The sequence below is a fragment of the Ruegeria aquimaris genome, assembly GCF_025751555.1.
Taxonomy (GTDB): Bacteria; Pseudomonadota; Alphaproteobacteria; order Rhodobacterales; family Rhodobacteraceae; genus Ruegeria_B; species Ruegeria_B aquimaris.
This window is the reverse complement of the sequence record NZ_JAOWLB010000005.1, coordinates 61,906-81,252: the sequence shown is the minus strand read 5'-3', so window position 1 is coordinate 81,252 and position 19,347 is coordinate 61,906. Positions and strand designations below refer to the sequence as shown.

21 protein-coding genes are annotated in these 19,347 nt (G+C 61.4%); 10 read left to right on the top strand and 11 right to left on the bottom strand.

What is annotated here, in order from left to right; translation table 11 throughout:
• The first annotated feature begins 56 nt into the window (after positions 1–56).
• Genes OE747_RS09300 through OE747_RS09290 form a run of 3 tightly spaced genes read left to right on the top strand, consistent with a single transcriptional unit; the run spans position 57 to position 3,522 of the window.
• Positions 57–1,217 carry an acetyl-CoA acetyltransferase gene (locus OE747_RS09300; RefSeq protein WP_263828330.1) on the top strand — a complete coding sequence of 387 codons (1,161 nt, stop codon included), beginning with the start codon at positions 57–59 and terminating at the stop codon, positions 1,215–1,217.
• The gene (locus OE747_RS09295; protein ID WP_263828329.1) at positions 1,214–2,722 is read left to right on the top strand and encodes a class I adenylate-forming enzyme family protein; all 1,509 of its coding nucleotides are present in this window, start codon (positions 1,214–1,216) and stop codon (positions 2,720–2,722) included. The genes OE747_RS09300 and OE747_RS09295 overlap by 4 nt, the downstream gene beginning before the upstream one ends.
• Positions 2,719–3,522: a 3-hydroxybutyrate dehydrogenase gene (locus OE747_RS09290; RefSeq protein ID WP_263828328.1), complete on the top strand. Its 804-nt coding sequence runs from the start codon at positions 2,719–2,721 to the stop codon at positions 3,520–3,522. Before OE747_RS09295 ends, OE747_RS09290 begins: the two co-directional genes overlap by 4 nt.
• Here OE747_RS09290 and OE747_RS09285 read toward each other — a convergent pair whose 3' ends face one another.
• The 6 genes from OE747_RS09285 to OE747_RS09260 all read right to left on the bottom strand — a co-directional run bounded on the left by OE747_RS09285 (position 3,523) and on the right by OE747_RS09260 (position 9,800).
• Entirely contained in the window at positions 3,523–4,389 is an 867-nt protein-coding gene (locus OE747_RS09285) for a glycosyltransferase family 2 protein (RefSeq protein WP_263828327.1), read from the bottom strand.
• Between the two features lie 123 nt (positions 4,390–4,512).
• Positions 4,513–5,268 (bottom strand): ABC transporter ATP-binding protein, encoded by a 756-nt coding sequence (locus tag OE747_RS09280; RefSeq protein WP_263828326.1) that lies wholly within the window; start codon positions 5,266–5,268, stop codon positions 4,513–4,515.
• A gap of 69 nt (positions 5,269–5,337) precedes the next feature.
• Complete coding sequence (locus OE747_RS09275; protein ID WP_263828325.1) at positions 5,338–6,093, bottom strand: ABC transporter ATP-binding protein; 756 nt, start codon at positions 6,091–6,093, stop codon at positions 5,338–5,340.
• Positions 6,094–6,105: 12 nt separating this feature from the next.
• Positions 6,106–7,308 (bottom strand): branched-chain amino acid ABC transporter permease, encoded by a 1,203-nt coding sequence (locus OE747_RS09270; protein WP_263828324.1) that lies wholly within the window; start codon positions 7,306–7,308, stop codon positions 6,106–6,108.
• A gap of 3 nt (positions 7,309–7,311) precedes the next feature.
• Positions 7,312–8,343: a branched-chain amino acid ABC transporter permease gene (locus OE747_RS09265; RefSeq protein WP_263828323.1), complete on the bottom strand. Its 1,032-nt coding sequence runs from the start codon at positions 8,341–8,343 to the stop codon at positions 7,312–7,314.
• Positions 8,344–8,447: 104 nt separating this feature from the next.
• Positions 8,448–9,800 (bottom strand): substrate-binding protein, encoded by a 1,353-nt coding sequence (locus OE747_RS09260; protein ID WP_263828322.1) that lies wholly within the window; start codon positions 9,798–9,800, stop codon positions 8,448–8,450.
• Positions 9,801–10,026: 226 nt separating this feature from the next.
• On the opposite strand from OE747_RS09260, the gene OE747_RS09255 reads away from it, so the two are divergent.
• From OE747_RS09255 to OE747_RS09235, 5 genes are all read left to right on the top strand, one after another.
• A complete protein-coding gene (locus OE747_RS09255; RefSeq protein WP_263828321.1) occupies positions 10,027–11,325 on the top strand; it encodes a helix-turn-helix transcriptional regulator in 1,299 nt (432 codons plus the stop codon).
• An 88-nt stretch (positions 11,326–11,413) separates the two neighbouring features.
• Positions 11,414–11,794 (top strand): response regulator transcription factor, encoded by a 381-nt coding sequence (locus OE747_RS09250; RefSeq protein WP_263828320.1) that lies wholly within the window; start codon positions 11,414–11,416, stop codon positions 11,792–11,794.
• Entirely contained in the window at positions 11,791–12,093 is a 303-nt protein-coding gene (locus OE747_RS09245) for a hypothetical protein (protein ID WP_318527300.1), read from the top strand. The genes OE747_RS09250 and OE747_RS09245 overlap by 4 nt, the downstream gene beginning before the upstream one ends.
• On the top strand, positions 12,090–14,768 hold the full coding sequence (locus OE747_RS09240; protein WP_263828319.1) for a sensor histidine kinase: 2,679 nt from the start codon (positions 12,090–12,092) through the stop codon (positions 14,766–14,768). The genes OE747_RS09245 and OE747_RS09240 overlap by 4 nt, the downstream gene beginning before the upstream one ends.
• Positions 14,769–14,877: 109 nt before the next feature.
• On the top strand, positions 14,878–16,002 hold the full coding sequence (locus tag OE747_RS09235) for a FliM/FliN family flagellar motor C-terminal domain-containing protein (protein WP_263828318.1): 1,125 nt from the start codon (positions 14,878–14,880) through the stop codon (positions 16,000–16,002).
• A 15-nt stretch (positions 16,003–16,017) separates the two neighbouring features.
• Here OE747_RS09235 and OE747_RS09230 read toward each other — a convergent pair whose 3' ends face one another.
• The 4 genes from OE747_RS09230 to OE747_RS09215 are packed head-to-tail and all read right to left on the bottom strand — an operon-like array spanning position 16,018 to position 18,224.
• Positions 16,018–16,449 (bottom strand): TIGR01244 family sulfur transferase, encoded by a 432-nt coding sequence (locus tag OE747_RS09230; protein ID WP_263828317.1) that lies wholly within the window; start codon positions 16,447–16,449, stop codon positions 16,018–16,020.
• A 9-nt stretch (positions 16,450–16,458) separates the two neighbouring features.
• The gene (locus OE747_RS09225) at positions 16,459–16,890 is read right to left on the bottom strand and encodes a DUF6691 family protein (RefSeq protein WP_263828316.1); all 432 of its coding nucleotides are present in this window, start codon (positions 16,888–16,890) and stop codon (positions 16,459–16,461) included.
• Complete coding sequence (locus OE747_RS09220; protein ID WP_263828315.1) at positions 16,890–17,318, bottom strand: YeeE/YedE family protein; 429 nt, start codon at positions 17,316–17,318, stop codon at positions 16,890–16,892. Before OE747_RS09220 ends, OE747_RS09225 begins: the two co-directional genes overlap by 1 nt.
• Before the next feature lie 42 nt (positions 17,319–17,360).
• Positions 17,361–18,224, bottom strand: coding sequence for an MBL fold metallo-hydrolase (locus OE747_RS09215; RefSeq protein WP_263828314.1), 864 nt, complete (start codon positions 18,222–18,224; stop codon positions 17,361–17,363).
• A 264-nt stretch (positions 18,225–18,488) separates the two neighbouring features.
• On the opposite strand from OE747_RS09215, the gene OE747_RS09210 reads away from it, so the two are divergent.
• Complete coding sequence (locus tag OE747_RS09210; protein WP_263828313.1) at positions 18,489–18,704, top strand: hypothetical protein; 216 nt, start codon at positions 18,489–18,491, stop codon at positions 18,702–18,704.
• 11 nt (positions 18,705–18,715) lie between these two features.
• On the opposite strand, the gene OE747_RS09205 is transcribed toward OE747_RS09210, so the two are convergent.
• Entirely contained in the window at positions 18,716–18,937 is a 222-nt protein-coding gene (locus OE747_RS09205) for a hypothetical protein (RefSeq protein ID WP_404818308.1), read from the bottom strand.
• Between the two features lie 138 nt (positions 18,938–19,075).
• Between OE747_RS09205 and OE747_RS09200 the strand changes: the two genes are divergently transcribed.
• Positions 19,076–19,333, top strand: coding sequence for a DUF2312 domain-containing protein (locus OE747_RS09200; protein ID WP_164129857.1), 258 nt, complete (start codon positions 19,076–19,078; stop codon positions 19,331–19,333).
• Positions 19,334–19,347 lie beyond the last annotated feature (14 nt).

Below are 19,347 nucleotides of genomic sequence, written 5' to 3'. Positions count from 1 at the left end.
TGAAGCGAAAGCTTTGTCTTGGCAGGATTTGACGCAAGTCTTTGGGAGAGGAAGCCATGGTTTATATCGCTGGTTGGGGACATACGAAGTTCGGAAAGCTGACGGACATGTCGCTGGAGGACATGATCACCGCGGCGGGCCGCGAGGCTCTGACGGATGCAGGTATCGGGGCCGAGGCTGTCGATGGCGTCTGGATCGGGCATTTCAACGGCGGGCTGGTGCCGGATGGGTTTCCGGCGTCGCTGGCGATGAGCGTCGATCCGGCGCTACGCTACAAGCCGGCAACCCGGCTTGAGAATGCCTGCGCGTCGGGGTCGGCGGCTGTCTTTGCCGCCCGTCAGGCGATCCTGTCGGGCGAGGCGCGTGTGGCGCTGGTGATCGGGGTGGAGAAGATGACCCACCTGCCCACCGCCGAAGTGGCCGCCGCCCTGGGTCACGCTGCCTATCAAAAGGAGGAGGCGGGCCTGTCCTTTCCCGGTGTCTTTGCGCTCTTCGCACAGGCCTATTTCGACCGCTACGGCGACCAGAGCCGGGCGCTTGCCCGAATTGCCGCCAAGAACCACGGTAACTCGGTGAACAACCCGCTGGCGCAGCTCCAGAAACCGTTTGACGAGGATTTCTGCGCCGAGGTCTCGGATCGCAATCCGATCATCGCGGCGCCGCTGAAGAAAACCGACTGTTCGCTGGTGTCCGACGGCGCGGCGGCGCTGGTGCTGGTGTCCGACGATATGCTGGGTGACGTGACCAAGGCCGCGCGCCTGCGTGCGGTGGCGCAGGTCAACGACATCATGCCAATGTCCCGGCGTAACCTACTGGCCTTCGAGGGGCCGCGCAAAGCCATACATCAGGCCTATGGTCGGGCGGGCATTACGGTGAACGATTTGGACGTGGCCGAGGTGCATGACTGTTTCACCATTGCCGAGTTGCTGATCTATGAGGCGATGGGGCTGGCTGCCCACGGACATGCCGCCGACGTGCTGGAGGGTGGCGTCGTTCACGCCGGGGGGCGATTGCCGGTGAACCTGTCTGGCGGCCTCAAGGCCAAGGGGCACCCGGTCGGTGCCACCGGTGTGTCAATGCACACGCTGATTGCGCGTCAGGTGCTGGGACAGGCGGATGCCATGCAGCATCCGGGTGCCGAACTGGGGCTTGTCTTCAACATGGGTGGGTCCGGGGTTGCCAACTATGCTTCGATCATCGAGGCGGTGAAGGCATGAACATCGGTCACTGGCTCTCCCGGCAGGCGCAGTTGAACGGGAGGCGCCCGGCGCTTTACGCCGGGCGCGATCCTGTGGCGGACTATGCTGGGTTTCATGATCGCGCCGCGCGCGTGGCGGGCTGGCTGCGGGGGCAGGGCGTGCAACCGGGGGACCGGGTCGCTATCTTCATGAAGAACTGCCCCGACTATCTGATCGTGCAATATGGCATCTGGTATGCCGGCGCGGCCGCCGTTCCGATCAATGCCAAGCTGCACGGGCGCGAGGCGGCGTTCATTCTGGACGATTCCGACACCACGATCACCTTCGCCTCGCCGGAGCTCGGCCTCGCGCTGGCCGAGGCCGGAGCGCGGGGGCGGATTGTCGATACCGGGTCCGGTGATTTTGGGGCGGTACTCGAGGCCGACCCCATTGCGGAACCCGGGGAACGCGATCCGACCGATCTGGCCTGGCTTTTCTACACTTCGGGCACCACCGGCAAACCCAAGGGCGTGATGATCACCCACCGGATGCTCATGGCCGTCTCGCTCGCCTATCCGGTGGATGTGGATGCTGTCGATCCCGAGGATGCGATCCTCTATGCCGCGCCGATGAGTCATGGTGCCGGGCTCTACAACATGATCCACGTGCTGCATGGGGCGCGCCACGTCTGCCCGGTTTCGGGCGGGTTCGAGCCCCAGGAGATTCTTGACCTCGCCCGGCATTTCGACCGCGTGCAGATGTTTGCCGCACCCACCATGGTCAAACGCATCGTCGAGGTCGCCCGTGCGACCGGCAAGGCCGGGGAAGGATTGCGCACCGTGGTTTATGCCGGTGGGCCGATGTATCTGGCCGATATTATTGAGGCGGTGGAGGTGTTCGGCCCGATCTTTGTGCAGATCTACGGGCAAGGCGAATGCCCGATGGGGATTACGGCGCTGTCGCGCCATGATGTGACGGACCGTACCCATCCGCGCTGGCGCGCGCGGTTGGCCAGTGTCGGGCGCGCGCAAGCCCCGGTGGAACTGCGCATCGGCGATGCCGATGGACAGGCGCTGCCTCCGGGCAGCCATGGAGAGATCATGGTGCGCGGTGATGCGGTCATGCCCGGGTATTGGCGGAACCCCGAGGCGACCGCCAAGACGATCCGCGACGGTTGGCTGATGACCGGGGATATGGGGTTCATGGATGATGACGGCTATGTCACGCTACAGGACCGGTCCAAGGACATGATCATTTCGGGCGGTTCGAACATCTATCCGCGAGAGGTCGAAGAGGTCCTGCTGACACATCCGGAGGTGCGCGAGGTTTCAGTCGTCGGTCGCGCACATCCCGAATGGGGTGAGGAGGTGGTGGCCTTTGTCGTCGGCTCCGCAACGGCCGAGGAGCTGGACTGTCTTTGTGTTGAGAACATCGCGCGGTTCAAGCGCCCCAAACACTATCGCTGGTTGGATGAATTGCCCAAGAACAACTACGGCAAGGTGCTCAAGACCGAGCTGCGCCGGATGCTGGAGGAAGAAAAATGACGGATCTGAGTGGAAAAACAGCACTGGTCACCGGGTCGGTCCAGGGGATAGGTCTGGCCATTGCCGAGGCACTGGCCAGGGCAGGTGCACGGATCGCGGTTCATGGACTGGCCGATGTAAAACAGGCAGAAACCGTTTGTGCCGGACTGCGGGATAAAGGCGCGCCCGAGTCGCGGTTCTTTGCCGGTGATCTGCGCGACCCGGAACAGATTGGAGCCATGATGCAGGAGGTCGCCCATTGGGGCGGGGCCGATATTCTGGTGAATAACGCGGGCATCCAGCATACCGCATGGCTGTCCGACATGCCCGGCACGACATGGGAGGCGATCCTGGCCGTCAACCTGAGTGCCGCCTTCTACACCATGCAGGCGGCCATGCCAGCGATGGCCGAGCGAGGCTATGGGCGGGTGATCAATATTGCATCGGTACATGGATTGGTGGCCTCCAAGCAGAAGGCGCCCTATGTTGCGGCCAAACACGGGCTGATCGGGCTGAGCAAGGTTGCGGCGCTCGAATATGCTTCTAGAGGAGTTCGGACAAAAGGTGCGGTCACGGTCAATTGCATCTGCCCGGGCTGGACCGATACCGCTATCCTCGAACCGCAGATCGAGGCGCGCATGGAGGCGTTGAACGCGGATCGAGACACCGCCATGGCGGACATGATGAAGGAAAAGCAGCCGTCTCTGCGCGCATCGGACCCGTCCGAGATCGGGGCGCTGGCGGTGTGGCTCTGTTCCCCGGTGGCGCATAACCTCACGGGGGCCGCGATCCCTGTCGATGGCGGCTGGACCGCGCAATAGTCACATATCGGCGAACCAGCCGGGCAAGCGGGTGCGGATGCGCGGCGTGTCACGCCGTGCCCGGACGACACCGCGTTGCTCTTCGCGCACCGGCTCGACCGAGATATCGGCGTATGCGCGCGGCTCGGCCTCTTCCCAGGGCCGTTCCGGCAGGGCCTCGAGCTGCTTGAAAAACCGGCGCGCATCGGCTCCGGGATCGAGCCAGGCCGGCCCCGGGTTTCCGGTGCCGGGCTGGTCCGCCACCTCGCGCCGGTGTTGCGCCGATTTTGCCAGCTCGGTTGCGTTTGCGTATTTCAGATGAACCAGATAGGCGCCGCGCGGCATCACGAAGGGAAAGCGCGCGACGCGCGCTGGTCGCAGTTGAACCCCGTGCAGCTTCATCCCCACACGGTTTCGAACGGCCCAGGCCTTAGAATAGTTTCCGGTGAACACTGCGCTGCGACGTGCGCTCAGAACCGGTTGGTCCTGGCCAAGTGTAGCATCGCTTTCGGTTTCGCCAAGGTTCAATCCGAGGGCAAACAGCGCGCTTGCATTCTGCTGTGCGAAGAAGTCGGGGAAACTCTGATGTTGCGCTGGGTCCAGGCAAATCAACTCGTCAGCATCGGTTCGGATCACCCAGTCATAGATCCGGTTCAGCCCGTTCTGAAATGCGTTCAGCATGTCGCCCCGGCGGTTGTCGAAGTTGCTCAGATCCTCGCGCGGAATGGTGATCACGCTCGCACTAGGGCAGATACGGGCGATTTCGGGATCTGCCCCATGGGCAACGACAAAAAGGTTCTCTGCTCCCAGATGGCGGGAAAAATGTGCGTACCATTGGCCCAGAGCCCAATAGTCCCGGTAAACCATCGTGATGGCGCAAATCTTCATGCGCGCATCTAGTCAGGTCACAGCCTGACCGGCAAGCACCGGCGAAAAAAAAACCGACGCCCTTCGGGCATCGGTCCAAGTGTGTCGGCGCAGGCGAAAGCCCGCGCGACGGGGAGTGTGGGTTCAGATCGCCAGGTATTCGGCCCGCAGTTCGGCGTTGCCAAGTACGTCGGCGGCCGATCCGTCGAACACGATGGTGCCGGTATCCAGGATCACGGCGCGGTCGGCCAGTTCCAGCGCACGCACGGCGTTCTGTTCGACGATGATCGTGGTCATGCCCTGTTCCTTGATGTGGATGAGCGTCTTTTCGATCTCGTCCACGATGACCGGCGCCAGACCCTCATAGGGTTCGTCCAGCAGCAGCACCTTGATGTCACGCGCCAGCGCGCGGGCGATGGCCAGCATCTGCTGTTCGCCGCCCGATAGGGTCACGCCTTCCTGCTTGCGCCGCTCACCCAGCCGCGGAAAAAGCTCGTAGAGCCGTTCAAGCGACCAGCCTATGGGCGGGGCGATCTGGGCCAGTTGCAGGTTCTCCTCGACCGTCAGTCCGGGGATGATCCGGCGATCTTCGGGTACCAGACCCAGCCCCGCCTGCGCGGCCTCGTAGCTGGTCATCTTGTGCAGCGGCTGATGGTCCAGCCAGATCTCGCCATGGGTCACCAGCGGAGAGCCGGTGCGCGCGATCGAGCGCAGGGTCGAGGTCTTGCCCGCCCCGTTGCGCCCCAGCAGGGCGAGGATCTCGCCCTCGTGCACGTTGAAGTTCACACCCTGCACGATATAGCTCTCGCCGTAATAGGCGTGCATGTCCCAGACCGACAGAAAGGCGGGCGCCGTGGTGGCCTGATTGGCGTTCTTGGAGAAATCGGGTTTTACGTTCATCGTTTATCCTTTCTCACTCATCTTGTCCGAAAACCGGTTCCCGATTTTGGGGATGAGTGACGCACTCCCTTACGCACTTTCGCCCAGATAGGCTTCGCGCACCTTCGGATGACCCTTGATGTTTTCCGGCGTGTCCTCGACCAGGGGCGTGCCCTGGGCCAGAACGGTGATCCGCTCGGCCAGGCTGAACACCACATGCATGTCATGTTCGATGATGGCGATGGTGATGTCGCGTTCCTGTTTGATCTGCTTAAGCAGGTCGATGGTATTGTTGGTATCGGCCCGCGCCATGCCCGCCGTCGGCTCATCCAGCAGCAGCAGTCGGGGTTCCTGGCTCAGGCACATACCAATTTCCAGCCGCCGCTTGTCGCCGCGTGACATGGCGGCGGCATGCATGTTGCGCTTGTCGGCCATCCGCATCTCTTCCAGCATGTGCATGGCGCGATCCATGACATCCTTCTGACTGCTGACCGAGGGCAGGGCGTTCAACTCGAACGCACCATCCCGTTTAGCGAAACAGGGGATCATCATGTTTTCCAGCACGGTGAGATCGCCAAAAATCTCTGGCGTCTGGAAAACGCGGGAAATGCCCATCTGGTTGATCTCGTAAGGCGCGCGGCCCAGCACCGACTGACCGTCGAACATGACGCTGCCACTGTCCGGGATCAGCTTGCCTACCAGACAGTTGAGCAAGGTGGACTTGCCCGCGCCATTTGGTCCAATGATCGCGTGAACGGTGTTTTCGGCCACACTCAGGTTGACATCGGAAAGTGCCTGAAGGCCACCGAACCGCTTGCCCACATTCTTGACTTCGAGAATTCCCATGGTCCCGGCTCCTTATTCCGCAGGCTCTTGCTTGGTCTTGGCGTCCGTCGCGCCCTTCCCGCGATTGCGGATCCATTTGCCCAGCCTCTGGCCACCTTCGACGAGGCCACCTGGCAGAAAGATCACCACCAGCATGAACAGGATACCCAGCGTCAGGTGCCAGCCCTTGCCGATGAACGGATGCACGATGAAGACCATGAAATCCTCGATCCCGTCGGGCAGGAAGCTGAACCACTGGTGCAGGATATTGTCGTTGATCTTCGAGAAGATGTTCTCGAAATACTTGATAAAGCCCGCGCCCAGAACCGGCCCGATCAGGGTGCCCGCACCGCCGAGGATGGTCATCAGCACCACCTCGCCGCTTGCGGTCCACTGCATCCGCTCGGCACCGGCCAGCGGGTCCATCGCGGCCATCAGGCCACCGGCCAGACCGGCATACATGCCCGAAATCACAAAGGCCGCCAGCGTGTAGGGACGCGGATTGAGCCCGGTATAGTTCATGCGCTGCTGGTTCGACTTCACCGCCCGCAGCATCATGCCGAAGGGCGAGCGGAAGATGCGGATTGCCAGGTAGAACATGACCATCATGATCACCGCGCACAGATAGTAGCCCGCGTTGAAGTCGAAGCTCCAGGCGCCGATGTCGAGCTTGTAGGTCGAGCGCATCGATAGGCCGAACAGATGCGGCATGTCGGGCAGGCTGTCACGATGAAAGATCTGCGGGTCGTCGGCATAGACCTGAAGCCCGGTTTCCCCGTTGGTCAGGTTGAACTTGGGGTTCGACAGGACCGAATAGGCCAGGGCAAAGCTCATCTGCGCAAAGGCCAGCGTTAGGATCGAGAAGTAGATGCCCGAGCGCCGCAGACTGACATAGCCGATCAGCAGCGAGAACAGCGCGGCAACGACAACGCTCAGCGCGATGGCCGGGATCACGTTGTAGCTGAGCAGCTTGAACATCCACACGGCCGAGTAGGAGCCAACGCCAAGGAAGGCAGCGTGACCAAAGCTGAGATAGCCGGTCAGGCCGAACAGGATGTTGAAGCCGATTGCGAAGATCCCGAAGATCACGAACCGCTGCATCAGGTCGGGATAGCCCGCGTTGAACTGCGCCATGGCGCTGCCTGTGGGGAAGGGGTTCAGGATGAACGGCGCCAGCAGTGTGAGGATCGCCACGATGATGAGAAGCGAGGTGTCTTTCTTGTCCAGTCCCAGCATAGGTTACTCCTCCATCACGCCCTTGCGGCCCATCAGGCCCCGCGGACGGGTCAGCAGAATGATGATCGCGACCAGGTAGATGATGATCTGGTTGATGCCCGGGATGGTCGTCGTGGCCCAGGTGGTGGAGGCGAAGCTCTCCAGGACGCCGAGCAGGAACCCGGCCGCGACCGCGCCGGGCAGGCTGCCCATGCCGCCGACCACGACGACGACAAAGCTGAGCACGAGGAAATCCATCCCCATGTGATAGTTGGGCGGATTGAGCGGCCCGTACATCACGCCGGCCAGTCCGGCCACTCCGGCTGCGATGCCGAACATGATGGTGAACCGCTTGTCGATGTTGATGCCCAGCAGGCCCACGGTCTCGCGATCCGCCATGCCGGCGCGCACGACCATGCCGAAGGTGGTGAATTGCAGGAAGGCGAAGACGCCGCCGATGATCACCGCCGCGAAGGCGAAGTATACGAGACGCCAGATCGGGTAGATGATGGCATTGGGATCAAAGCCCAGCATCAGCCCGATATCGAGCGAGCCCTTGAGTGCCGAGGGTTCCGGCGTCTGGATCGGGTTGGCGCCGAAGAAGTACTTGATGATTTCCTGCAACACGATGGCAAGGCCGAAGGTCACCAGGATCTGATCCGCATGGGGGCGCTTGTAGAAATGCTTGATCAGCCCGCGCTCCATCGCATAGCCCACGGCCAGCATGATCGGGATGGCGAAAACAACGGCCAGCGGTACCGACCAGTCGATGATCGTGGCCCCGACCTCGGGGCCGAACCAGGCTTCGACATAGGGGGTGTCGACCTTCAACGGATTGCCCAGAAAGTCCTTCTGGGTCTCGTCCACGGTCTGAAAGCTCAGGTTGAGCAGGCGCTGAACGGTGACGGCGCAGAAGGCGCCGATCATGAACAGCGCCCCATGGGCGAAGTTGACCACGCCCAGCGTGCCAAAGATCAGTGTGAGGCCCAGCGCAATCAGCGCATAGGCAGAGCCCTTGTCGAGCCCGTTCAGAATTTGCAGGATGATTGCGTCCATCGTCCCCACCTTGTGGCTAGTACCGCACGCCCTTCCCGGCCAGGGCCGGGAAGGGCGGCTTTACGGAAATCAGAGAATTTTCGACGAAAATTCTCTGGCCCGGATTATGCGCCCGAGTTGCACTCGCCCAGCGAGGCCTCGGCACCGCCGAACATCGGGTGATCGGGGGCGTACATGACCTGCTCGACCGGTGTGACCTCGACGATTTCCAGCGTGTCATAAGCGTTGGTCGGGTTCTGCGCGCCGCGCACGACCAGAACGTCCTTGAAGCACTGGTGGTCTTCGGCACGATAGAGAGTCTTGCCGTTGCCCAGGCCGTCGAATTCGAAGCCTTCCAGCGCCTCAGCCACACCGCAGGGGTTGAAGGTTCCGGCCCGCTCGCAGGCATCGGCATAAAGCAGAACCTGTGCATAGCAGGTCTGGGCCGAGTTCGACGGTGGCTTGCCGTACTTCTCGCCGAAGGACTTTACGAACGCCTTGGAGCCTTCGTTGTCCAGCTGCCAGTTGTAGTTCATCGAGCCCAGCACGCCCTTGATGTTCTCGCCCGCACCGGCGGCCATCAGCTCCGAATAGAGCGGCACGACAATCTTGAAGTCCTTGCCGTTGGCGACCTTGTCGAGCAGGCCGAACTGGATGGCGTTGGTCAGCGAGTTGACCATGTTGCCGCCGTAGTGGTTCAGAACCAGCACGTCGGCGCCCGAGTTCAGGACCGGCGCGATATAGGACGAGAAGTCGGTCGATGCCAGCGGCGTCAGCACGTTGTTGACGGTTTCCCAGCCCATGGCCTCGGTCGCGGCTGCGATCGATTCCTGCTGCGTCCAGCCCCATGTGTAGTCCGCGGTCAGGTGATAGGCGCGGCGATCGGCCCCCATCTCCTTGGACAGCACCGGCGCCAGGGCGGCCGCCGACATATAGGCGTTGAAGAAATGGCGGAAGCCGTTCTTCTTGCGGTCCTTGCCGGTGGTGTCGTTCGAGTGGGTCAGACCCGCCATGAAGATCACGCCAGCATCCTGGCACAGGCCCTGCACGGCCACGGCCACGCCCGAGGACGAGCCGCCGTTGATCATGATGGCGCCATCTTTTTCGATCATCGACTTGGCCGATGCGCGGGCGGCGTCCGACTTGGTCTGGGTGTCGCCGGTCACGAAGGTGACTTTCTTGCCCAGGATGCCGTTGCCCTTGAGCGCCTTCGAGGTGAAGGTGTTCAGGCAGCCGCCGTCGCCTTCGCCGTTCAGGTGCTCGACGGCCAGCTGTTGTGCCAGCAACTCGTCGTTGCCTTCGTCAGCATAGGGGCCGGTCTGTGGCACGTTGAAGCCAAGGGTGACCGTGCCGCCGGTCGGTTCGTTGGTATAGGCCGCAGCCGACGAGGCGGTAAAGATTGTCGGCAAGGCGACACCTGCGCCAGCGACGGCGCCTGTGCGCAGCAAGCCGCGGCGCGTGAGTTCGTTGTTTGACATGTTTTCCTCCCAAAATGGCGTGCGCGATCAGCTCCTCTTCCGACCGGCGTGGCACATCTGTGCAAATAAATAATGCGTGATAAAACGAAAATTACGCAATAAGTGCTTTATTTAGAAAGAAAATTCTGTAAATATATATACACATGAGACGGACAAATGGTAAACTATCTTATGTTGCGACGCAGAAACCCATTGATTTACATTCATATTCGGAAGGCATGATGCGATGGCGCGTGACACGCTGACGGGAAGTCGCATCCGAGAACGAAGGCAGGTTGTCGGGTTTCGGCAGGCCGATCTGGCGCGCAAGGTGGGGATATCGGCCTCATACCTCAATCTGATCGAGCACAACCGGCGCAGAATCGGCGGCAAACTTCTGGTGAATATCGCGTCCGCCTTGTCCGTCGAGCCCTCTGCCCTGACCGAAGGGGCCGAGGCGGCACTGATTTCAGCTCTGCGAGAGGCAGCCGCGACGGACGGCGCGGCCATCGCTGAAACGGACCGCGCGGACGAGCTTGCCGGTCGGTTCCCGGGCTGGGCCGAGCTTCTGGCGCAGCTGTTTCGCCGCGTAACCTCTTTGGAGCGGACGGTGGAGACCCTGTCCGACAGGTTGACGCATGACCCGAACCTCGCGGCATCGCTGCACGAGGTGCTTTCGACGGCGGCGGCGATCCGTTCGACCGCTGCCATTCTGGCCGAACCCGGTGAACTGGCGGCGGAGTGGCGCGACCGGTTTCACCGAAACCTGCACCAGGATGCCGAGCGTCTGGCCGAAAGCTCAAAATCGCTGGTCGCGTATCTCGACGATACGGATGCCGGTGAGGACCGTACGGGTGTTCCGGTCGAGCAGGTCGAGACGTTTGTCGCTGCGCGAGGTCATCATTTCGCGGAGCTGGAGCGGGGAGAAGCGGTTGCCAGTGTTCCGTTGACGGAACTGCGGTCGGGAGCGGCCCGCGAGATCGCACGCCGATGGCTGAATATCTACGCGGGCGATGCCCGGGCGATGCCCTTGGACCGCTTCGTCGATGCCCTTGACCGCAAGGGGCTGGAACCCATGGCGCTATCGCGAGAGTTCGGGGTGGACCTTGTCGCCGTTTTTAGGCGCCTTGCAAGTTTACCCGAAGGGGTCCTGCCGCACGAGGTGGGTCTTGTCGTCTGCGACGCGTCGGGCAGTATTCTGTTTCGAAAAGCAATTGCCGGTTTCGCCTTGCCAAGGCATGGGGAGAGCTGCCCGCTATGGCCTCTGTTCACCGCGCTGGGCCGTCCGCTTGTTCCTATCCGCAGACGGGTCTCGCAACTGGGCAGAAACACGGCTGAATTCGATTGCCTCGCCGTTGCCTGGCCTCAGGAGATGCCGGATTTCAATGTTGATCCGGTTTATCATTCAATCATGCTGATTCTTCCGGTGCCAACTGGAGAGCGGGGCGAAACCGCGCCGTTGCCGGTCGGATCGTCGTGCCGTGTTTGCCCCAGCAAGGATTGCGCCGCCCGTCGCGAGCCCTCGGTTTTGTCCGAAGGGTTTTGACAGCATCGCAGAAGCGGGGCTAATCTTGGAACGGCATATACGAGCGGGTGCAAACCCGCCTGCCTTTTAGGGGGAGGACAGGGCGAGGATGAGCCGACGGGTTCTGCTGATCGAGGACGAGCCGAACATTGCCGAGGCGATCCGGTTCCTGCTCACTCGGGATGGCTGGCATGTGGAAACCCATGCCGACGGTACGGATGCTGTGGAAAAGATTGCCGGTGCTTCGGCCGATCTCATCATTCTGGATGTGATGCTGCCCGGAAAAAGCGGCATGGATATCCTCAGAGAGTTGCGGGATCGTGACGATACCCGGGATCTACCGGTGCTGATGTTGACCGCGCGCGGCCAGTCGCGTGACCGCGACATGGCTGAAAAGGCCGGTGTCAGTCGTTTCATGACCAAACCCTTCTCCAATGCCGAGGTCCTGACGGCTGTGCGCGATCTGCACGCCCAGGCCTCGCAAACGTGAGCGACAGGCGCGAGCCGGGCAAGGACCAGGTTCAGCCGCCACCGGTGTTCCTGGAAAGGCAGAGCTATCGACGGCGCCGCCTGATGGATGCTGCCCGCTTGCTACCGTTGCTGGGCGCTGCGCTGTTCGCCGTACCGCTGCTCTGGCCGACCGGCGGGGAGAACCCGATCCGCATGTCGGCTGCGATCACCTATGTGTTCAGTGTCTGGGCGGTGCTGATCCTGGTCAGTGTCGGGTTTGGTGTGGCCGCGCGGCGGGGGCAACCCTCTGATCCGCAAGATCCGGAGCGGGACGCATGACCTCGCTCAATGTCCTTGTCGCGGTGTGCCTGTGTTACGTGGTGTTGCTTTTCGGCGTTGCCTTTGCCGCTGATCGTCTGGCCTCGGTCGGGCGGTCGACCTGGTTGCGGTCGCCTCTGGTCTACACCCTGTCCCTGTCGATCTATTGTACGGCCTGGACGTTTTATGGGGCCGTTGGATATGCCGCGCGCTCGGGGTTGGAATTTGTCACGATCTATCTCGGCCCCACACTGGTGATGATCGGATGGTGGTGGGGCCTGCGAAAACTGGTCCGTGTGGGGCGGTCTCAGCGGGTTACGTCGATCGCCGACCTTATTTCCTCACGCTACGGGAAATCCAACACGCTGGCCGTCTGCGTGACCATTCTCGCCGTCATCGGGGTGACGCCCTATATTGCGCTGCAATTGCAGTCGATCACCCTGAGTTTCAGCATTTTCGCCGAAACCGACCCGTCCGGCAGCTATGTCGAAGGGTCCAGCGCGTTTTGGGTGGCGGCCGGGCTGGCAGTTTTCGCCATTCTGTTCGGTACACGCAACCTGGACGCCAACGAACGGCACCACGGCGTTGTCACCGCCGTCGCCATCGAAGCCGTGGTCAAGCTGATCGCGCTGCTGGCGGTGGGCGTTTTTGTTGTCTGGGGTATCGCCGGTGGCGTTTTCGATACGCTCCAGCGCATAGACGCCTCCGAGATCGGTATCTGGCAAGTGGATCACGGGCGATGGGCGACGATCACCTTTCTTGCCGCCGCAGCCTTCGTCTGTCTGCCGCGCATGTTCCAGGTCATGGTGGTGGAAAACGACGACGAACGTCACCTGCGCACCGCCGCATGGGCATTTCCGCTTTACCTGATGCTGATGAGTCTTTTTGTCGTCCCGATTGCGGTGGTCGGACTCGAGATATTGCCCCGGGGCTCGAACCCGGACCTTTTCGTTCTGACGGTTCCCTTGGCGCAGGGGCAAGAGATGCTGGCCATGCTGTCCTTTCTGGGTGGCTTCTCCTCGGCCACATCCATGGTGATCGTTGCCGCCATGGCGCTGTCGACGATGGTGTCGAACCATATCGTGATGCCGATCTGGTTGAATGCCAAAGGAGGCGGTGCTTCGGTGTCGGGTGATGTGCGATCCGTCGTGCTTTATGCGCGTCGGATTTCCATCGCCGCGGTTCTGGCGCTTGGGTATTTCTACTATCGCCTATCGGGCGGCGGTGCGGCGCTGGCCTCGATCGGCCTGATCGCCTTTGCCGGGATCGCGCAGATCCTGCCCGCGCTGGTTGGGGGGCTGTTCTGGCGCGGGGCAACCCGTACTGGCGCGCTGGTTGGGCTGACTGTCGGCTTTGTCTTGTGGCTCTTCACCTTGCTGCTGCCGGGAATGGGGGCGGGCGTGCTTGCACCGTCGGTGATCGAAGAGGGGTTGTGGGGTTTGTCCTGGCTTCGGCCGCAGGCCCTGTTCGGGATCGAGGGGCTCGATCCGATGGTGCATTCGGTGATGTGGTCCTTGTCACTGAACACGGCAGCTTTCTGCATCGCCTCTCTTCTGAGTTTTCCCAGTCCACTGGAACGGTTGCAGGGCGCGCAGTTCGTAAACGTTTTCGACCATTCGGCGGGGCCACGCGGGTGGAGCGGATCCGTCGCCCAGAGCGAAGATCTCATGATCATGTCGCAACGGATCATGGGCGCGCGCGAGGCGCAGGAGTTCTTTCAGGCCGAAGCAAAGGCGCAAGGCAGCCGCGCGCATTTCCCCGAACCGACGCCAGCATTTCTGGAGCGGCTGGAACGGGAACTGTCGGGCTCGGTCGGCGCTGCAACGGCGCATGCGATGATTGGTCAGATCGTTGGTGGCTCTTCGGTTTCGGTTGAGGATCTGCTTGCGGTGGCCGACGAGTCCGCACAACTGATGGAGTATTCCAGTCAGCTGGAGGCCAAGTCGGCCGAATTGAGCCGCACAGCGCACAAGTTGCGGGATGCCAATGAAAAACTGACCCAGATTTCGTTGCAGAAAGACGCCTTTCTTAGCCAGATCAGCCACGAGTTGAGAACGCCGATGACCTCTATTCGGGCGTTTTCCGAGATTCTGAGAGACACCGATGGTCTGGCCGTGGCGGAAAAAACCCGTTACGCCGCGATCATCCATGACGAGGCGATGCGGCTTACGCGCCTTTTGAACGACCTGCTGGATCTCAGTGTCCTGGAAAACGGCCAAGTGTCTCTCAATGTGACCGAGGGCATGTTGGTGGACGTAATTGACCGCGCGAGTTCCACGGCGCTGACCGGCACTGCCAACCCGTTGAAACTGCGGCGGAACCGAGCGGCCGAACGTATCGCCATTCGAACCGATCTCGACCGGTTGACCCAGGTATTCATCAACCTGATCGCAAACGCCCAGAAATACTGTGAGGCACACGAGCCGACATTGTCCATTTCCGTACATGATGTCGGTGGGCAGGTTGTTGTCGACCTTGTGGACAACGGCAAAGGTATTCCGCTTCATTCCCAGAAGATGGTGTTTGAGAAATTTGCCCGCGTCAGCGCTGAAAAGGCCGGCGGCGCCGGTCTGGGCCTGGCAATCTGCCGCGAGATCATGCAGCGGCTTGGCGGCAATGTCACCTATCTGCCTGGGCAAGAAGGAGGCGCGTTCCGCGTCAGCCTGCCGCTGGGACTGGAAATTGCTGCGCAGTGACCCCGGGTAAAGGTCTTGGTAACCCCTCGCGCGGTACACGTGGAAGGGAGCAAGAACGGCGGAATGAACGCATCGGGTGATGGCTACGCAACCGGAAATACGGTCGACCTTGGAACGAAAGCTGGCGCTTGCCCGTGACGAGAGGCAAGGCGACACCCGATCCATTCTGCGGGCTTTAAGACTGGCCCTCGCGCGCGCGGCGGACGATGCAGTGGGGTTGGCAGTGGCCGTGATAGGTGCGACGCAGGCCCGTTACGAGCTGGATGAGCTAGCACGTGCCGTGCCCGAAGGCCGCCTTTATCTGCTGCTTTCGGGGCTGGGGGAGGGCCTGGGGGCGATATGCTTTGACCGCGCGTGTGTCTCGTCCTTGTTGCAACAGCAGACCATGGGGCAGGTTCTGAACGGAGACAGCCCCGGGCGGGCCTATACCGAAACAGACGCCGCCATGGCAGCACCGTTGGTGGACGCGTTTCTGCCCAGGGCGAGCGAGCTGGCCGAGATACCTGCGGATCGCAATTGTCTGGCCGGATACAGCTATGCCGCCCGGGCCGACGGCCGCCGTGCCCTGCTGCTGCTGCTGGAGGCGGAACAGTACCGCGTTTTTGACCTGACGGTCGAGATCGCGGGGGGAAAGCTACAGGGTCAGATTACCTTGATCCTGCCCGACCAGCCCGAAATCCGGGATGAGGATGGCCGCGATAGGGAAGACGAAAATCCGGGGCTGGAGCAATCCTTTGGCGTGGTTCGGGCGGAGCTGAACGCTGTGATTTGCCGGTTTAAGCTCCCTCTTTCGGCCTTGGCGGACATGCAGCCGGGGTCGCTTCTACCGTTGAACGAGCCAAAGCTGGACAAAATCGACATGCTTACGATCGAGGGGCGCTCGGTGGCGGTCGCCCGACTGGGGCAATGCCGGGGGATGCGGGCGGTCAGGCTGAACGAAAAACCGCCTGCACTTGAAAAGCAAGACACTGGCCCAGGCGAGTTTTCTGGTCATTCCACCACCCGGGAGAAGGCGCCCGCACATGCTCCAAGACCTGATGGTCAGGAGGGCACCAAGCGTCCCCGAAAGGGGCATGACAAGGCCAATGACTACCAGGATCTGGATACCGAGGCCGAGGAACGCTTCTCAGCCTATGACATCTCGCTTCCTGCGTTGAACCCGGAGCAAGCTGCGGCGGAGATCTGCGAACTCGCGGGTCTTGCCGATTTCGAGGAAAATGGGGAGCGAACCTAGCCGCTCTGACGCGGATCAGTTTCCTGCGGCGCAGATTTCCTCGAGGCGAGGGCGCAAAGCATCCAGTTGATAACCGGCCGAGGCGGTCTTTTGCAGGATTTCGTCCGGGTTCATATCACCACATTGCCCCAGCGCCCAGACGACCGAGCATCTGGTGCCCGAGGCGCAATAAGCCAGCACCGGCCCTTGCTCCGCAGCGGCAAGCGCTTTTTGACGGGCGACGTTTTCGGGTGTCATGGTTTGATGCGTCAATTCGAGAACTTCGAATTCCAGACCAGCCGCCTGCGCCGCGGCGCCGATCGCCGCCGCCTGGTGGCTGGGCGGCACCTCGGCATCGGGCCGGTTGCAGATAATCCGGGTAAAGCCCGCTGCTGCGATTGCTGGAATGTCCTCGACCGAAATCTGCGGCGAGACTGCATAACGGGGGGTGATCGGTCGAATGTCCATTGGCGTTCCTTATGCTGTCGCCGCGAGTCTGTCCAGTTGGCTTCCGACTCTGGGTGCGAAGGCCATTCCGGTAATCATGGCGGCGAGGAACACCAGCCCGCCGATGCCGCCATAGGTAATGGAGGCCAGCGCCGGCCCCGGGCAGAGACCGGCCAGCCCCCAGCCCATGCCGAACAACACCGAGCCGGTGATCAGGCGATGGTCAAGCTCCGGTCTGGGCAATGATGGAAAAGAGTCCGCGGCAAGGGGCTTGCGGCCCTTGGTGAACCGCCAGGCAACGAACATCGGGAGGATCGCGCCGCCCATGACAAAGGCCAGCGTCGGATCCCAGTCACCGAACACATCAAGCCAACCCTGAACTTTGCGGGTATCGGTCATGCCCGAAACGAACAGTCCGCCGCCGAACAGGGCACCGGCAACAAGCGAAATCAGTGGACGCATCAGATCACTCCAAGGACGTGACGAAAGATGGCAAGCGTCAACCCGCCAGCAAGGATGTAAAAGACGGTGGCAACGATGCCCCGCAACGAAAAGCGCGAGATCCCGCATACGCCATGTCCGGACGTGCAGCCGTTTGCGATACGTGTTCCGACACCCACCAGCAGGCCGGCGATGACCACAACCCAGATATCCTGAGTCAAATGAGTGTCGATCTCGACAGAGTAGAGCGGCCACAGGACCAGAGGGGCGATGACCACACCCAGGATAAAGACAAGCCGCTCGACCCAACTGGGCCAGCCTGACCCATCTACCAGCCCGCCCAGAATACCGCTGGCCCCCATGATCCGACCATTTCCCAGCAAATACACCGCGCCGCCGGTGCCAATCAGCAGGCCACCGACGAGGCCCCATATCCAATCCGTTTCCATATGCCCTGTCTCTTTTGTTCGCGCTTGTTTGTTTCGGTACGGTCAGAGCTTGTTGACCGGAAGTTTCAGATAAACGTTACCCTGTTCGTCCGCTGGCGGCATGTGTCCGGCGCGCATGTTCACCTGCAAAGAGGGCAGGATCAGGCGCGGCATTGCCAGGGTCGCATCGCGGGTGTCGCGCATGTGTACGAACTCTTCGATGCTGCGGCCTTGACCGATGTGGATGTTCAGCGCCTTCTGTTCGCCCACGGTGGTTTCCCAGGCATATTCGTCCCGCCCGGGCGCCTTGTAGTCGTGACCGACAAAGATGCGAGTTTCGTCAGGCAGGGCCAGGATTTTCTGGATCGACTGGTAGAGGGTCGCCGAAGAGCCGCCAGGAAAATCACAGCGCGCCGTTCCGAAATCGGGCATGAACAGCGTATCGCCCACAAACGCTGCATCGCCGATGACATAGGTCAGGCAGGCCGGGGTATGGCCGGGCGTATGCAGCACATCGCCGCGCATCTGGCCGACATGGAAACTGTCGCCGTCCTGGAACAGGGCATCGAACTGACTGCCGTCGCGCTGGAATTCGGTGCCCTCGTTGAACACTTTTCCGAACGTGTCCTGAACGATGGTGATGTTCTTGCCGATACCGATTTTCCCACCCAAAGCTTCTTGCAGATAGGGTGCGGCAGACAAATGGTCGGCGTGAACATGGCTTTCCAGAATCCACTCCACCCGCAGGTCTTCGGCTTTGGCGTATTCGATGATCGCATCCGCCGATTTGGTGTTCGTCCGCCCCGAGGCGTGATCGAAATCCAGCACGCTGTCGATGATGGCGCAGCTTTTCCCCTGCGGCTCGCGCACCAGGTAGGACACGGTAAAGGTCGCCTCATCAAAGAAAGCTTTCACAAAGGGGGTCATCGTCGTCTCCAGTGGTTCTCTGCATGACATATAGGTAAAGATGAATGTGATGCAACTGTTTCAGTCTCTTTCGCAAATCGGTACGCGTTTGACGTGGGTCAAGTCGGCAGGCACCGGTTTGCGCGATACTTTGGCAAGTCGCTCCGGTGTGCTTCGGGAATGAGCACATTCGTTGGAACTGTCCTTAGACAGACCGAAAACATCGGAGAGTTCTTGGCCCTGTTACACACAGGCGGCAAGATACAGGGAAAAGGGAGGAAAATCATGACCGATCAAGAGCTGTTTCGCGTGGCCGAGATGTTGGAGCGACGGGTTGCGGGGGCGGGCCTTGCAACACGGCTTGAAGTTCAGCCGCAATTCAGCCGCATCATGGATCAGATGCGCGGGCGCGGCGTAAAGCTCCCGTCGCGGCTGCGTCAGCTTGATGCTGCGCTGTGCGAGGATGCGGTCGAAGCGCGCTTCGACAACATGCCGGTCTGATCGGGCTGTTTTCAGCCGAGCGATATTCCCAGGATTACCATCATCAGTCCAAGGACCGAGACAAACAGCGCACCCAGATTCCAGGGTAAGACCGCCTGTACCGCTGCGCGCAGATCATCGTCGCTCAGCCCGGCCTTTCGGGCCTTGTTCACGCGCAGAATGCACCAGACCAGTCCGGCCAGCCCGGCCAGCGACAGGCTTGCGCCAGCCCAGATGATGATGTCGAACAGCATTCCCGCTCCACCTTGCAGCATTCAGGCCCCGCGTTAGCCGATCGGTCCATTGGGTGCAAGGTTGGGGAAATGCGCCTTGCAGGCGAACCGGGCTCAGGCTATGCCGCAGGCGCGTGTCGGACCAACGGAGAATGCACCATGGATCAGCCCCAGGCAGATGCCACCTATAACATTGCCGCAGGCGAGTTGCGCCAGTTCATCGAGCGGATCGAACGGCTGGAAGCCGAGAAAAAAGACATCGCCGAGCAACAAAAGGAAGTGATGGCCGAAGCCAAGGCACGCGGCTACGACACCAAGGTGATGCGCAAGATCGTCGCCCTTCGCAAGCGCGACAAGGACGACATCGCTGAAGAAGAAGCAGTGCTGGAAATGTACAAGGCCGCGCTTGGCATGTGAGCGCCTGCGCCGCA

Bases quoted from the DNA above. Each gene is read 5' to 3' on its own strand.
- OE747_RS09270 (WP_263828324.1), bottom strand. From the start codon at position 7,308: ATGCTGGGACTGGACAAGAAAGACACCTCGCTTCTCATCATCGTGGCG.
- OE747_RS09240 (WP_263828319.1), top strand. From the start codon at position 12,090: ATGACCTCGCTCAATGTCCTTGTCGCGGTGTGCCTGTGTTACGTGGTG.
- OE747_RS09220 (WP_263828315.1), bottom strand. From the start codon at position 17,318: ATGGAAACGGATTGGATATGGGGCCTCGTCGGTGGCCTGCTGATTGGC.
- OE747_RS09215 (WP_263828314.1), bottom strand. From the start codon at position 18,224: ATGACCCCCTTTGTGAAAGCTTTCTTTGATGAGGCGACCTTTACCGTG.
- OE747_RS09300 (WP_263828330.1), top strand. From the start codon at position 57: ATGGTTTATATCGCTGGTTGGGGACATACGAAGTTCGGAAAGCTGACG.
- OE747_RS09250 (WP_263828320.1), top strand. From the start codon at position 11,414: ATGAGCCGACGGGTTCTGCTGATCGAGGACGAGCCGAACATTGCCGAG.
- OE747_RS09230 (WP_263828317.1), bottom strand. From the start codon at position 16,449: ATGGACATTCGACCGATCACCCCCCGTTATGCAGTCTCGCCGCAGATT.
- OE747_RS09210 (WP_263828313.1), top strand. From the start codon at position 18,489: ATGACCGATCAAGAGCTGTTTCGCGTGGCCGAGATGTTGGAGCGACGG.
- OE747_RS09280 (WP_263828326.1), bottom strand. From the start codon at position 5,268: ATGAACGTAAAACCCGATTTCTCCAAGAACGCCAATCAGGCCACCACG.
- OE747_RS09275 (WP_263828325.1), bottom strand. From the start codon at position 6,093: ATGGGAATTCTCGAAGTCAAGAATGTGGGCAAGCGGTTCGGTGGCCTT.
- OE747_RS09265 (WP_263828323.1), bottom strand. From the start codon at position 8,343: ATGGACGCAATCATCCTGCAAATTCTGAACGGGCTCGACAAGGGCTCT.
- OE747_RS09200 (WP_164129857.1), top strand. From the start codon at position 19,076: ATGGATCAGCCCCAGGCAGATGCCACCTATAACATTGCCGCAGGCGAG.
- OE747_RS09225 (WP_263828316.1), bottom strand. From the start codon at position 16,890: ATGCGTCCACTGATTTCGCTTGTTGCCGGTGCCCTGTTCGGCGGCGGA.
- OE747_RS09255 (WP_263828321.1), top strand. From the start codon at position 10,027: ATGGCGCGTGACACGCTGACGGGAAGTCGCATCCGAGAACGAAGGCAG.
- OE747_RS09260 (WP_263828322.1), bottom strand. From the start codon at position 9,800: ATGTCAAACAACGAACTCACGCGCCGCGGCTTGCTGCGCACAGGCGCC.
- OE747_RS09205 (WP_404818308.1), bottom strand. From the start codon at position 18,937: ATGCTGTTCGACATCATCATCTGGGCTGGCGCAAGCCTGTCGCTGGCC.
- OE747_RS09295 (WP_263828329.1), top strand. From the start codon at position 1,214: ATGAACATCGGTCACTGGCTCTCCCGGCAGGCGCAGTTGAACGGGAGG.
- OE747_RS09285 (WP_263828327.1), bottom strand. From the start codon at position 4,389: ATGAAGATTTGCGCCATCACGATGGTTTACCGGGACTATTGGGCTCTG.
- OE747_RS09290 (WP_263828328.1), top strand. From the start codon at position 2,719: ATGACGGATCTGAGTGGAAAAACAGCACTGGTCACCGGGTCGGTCCAG.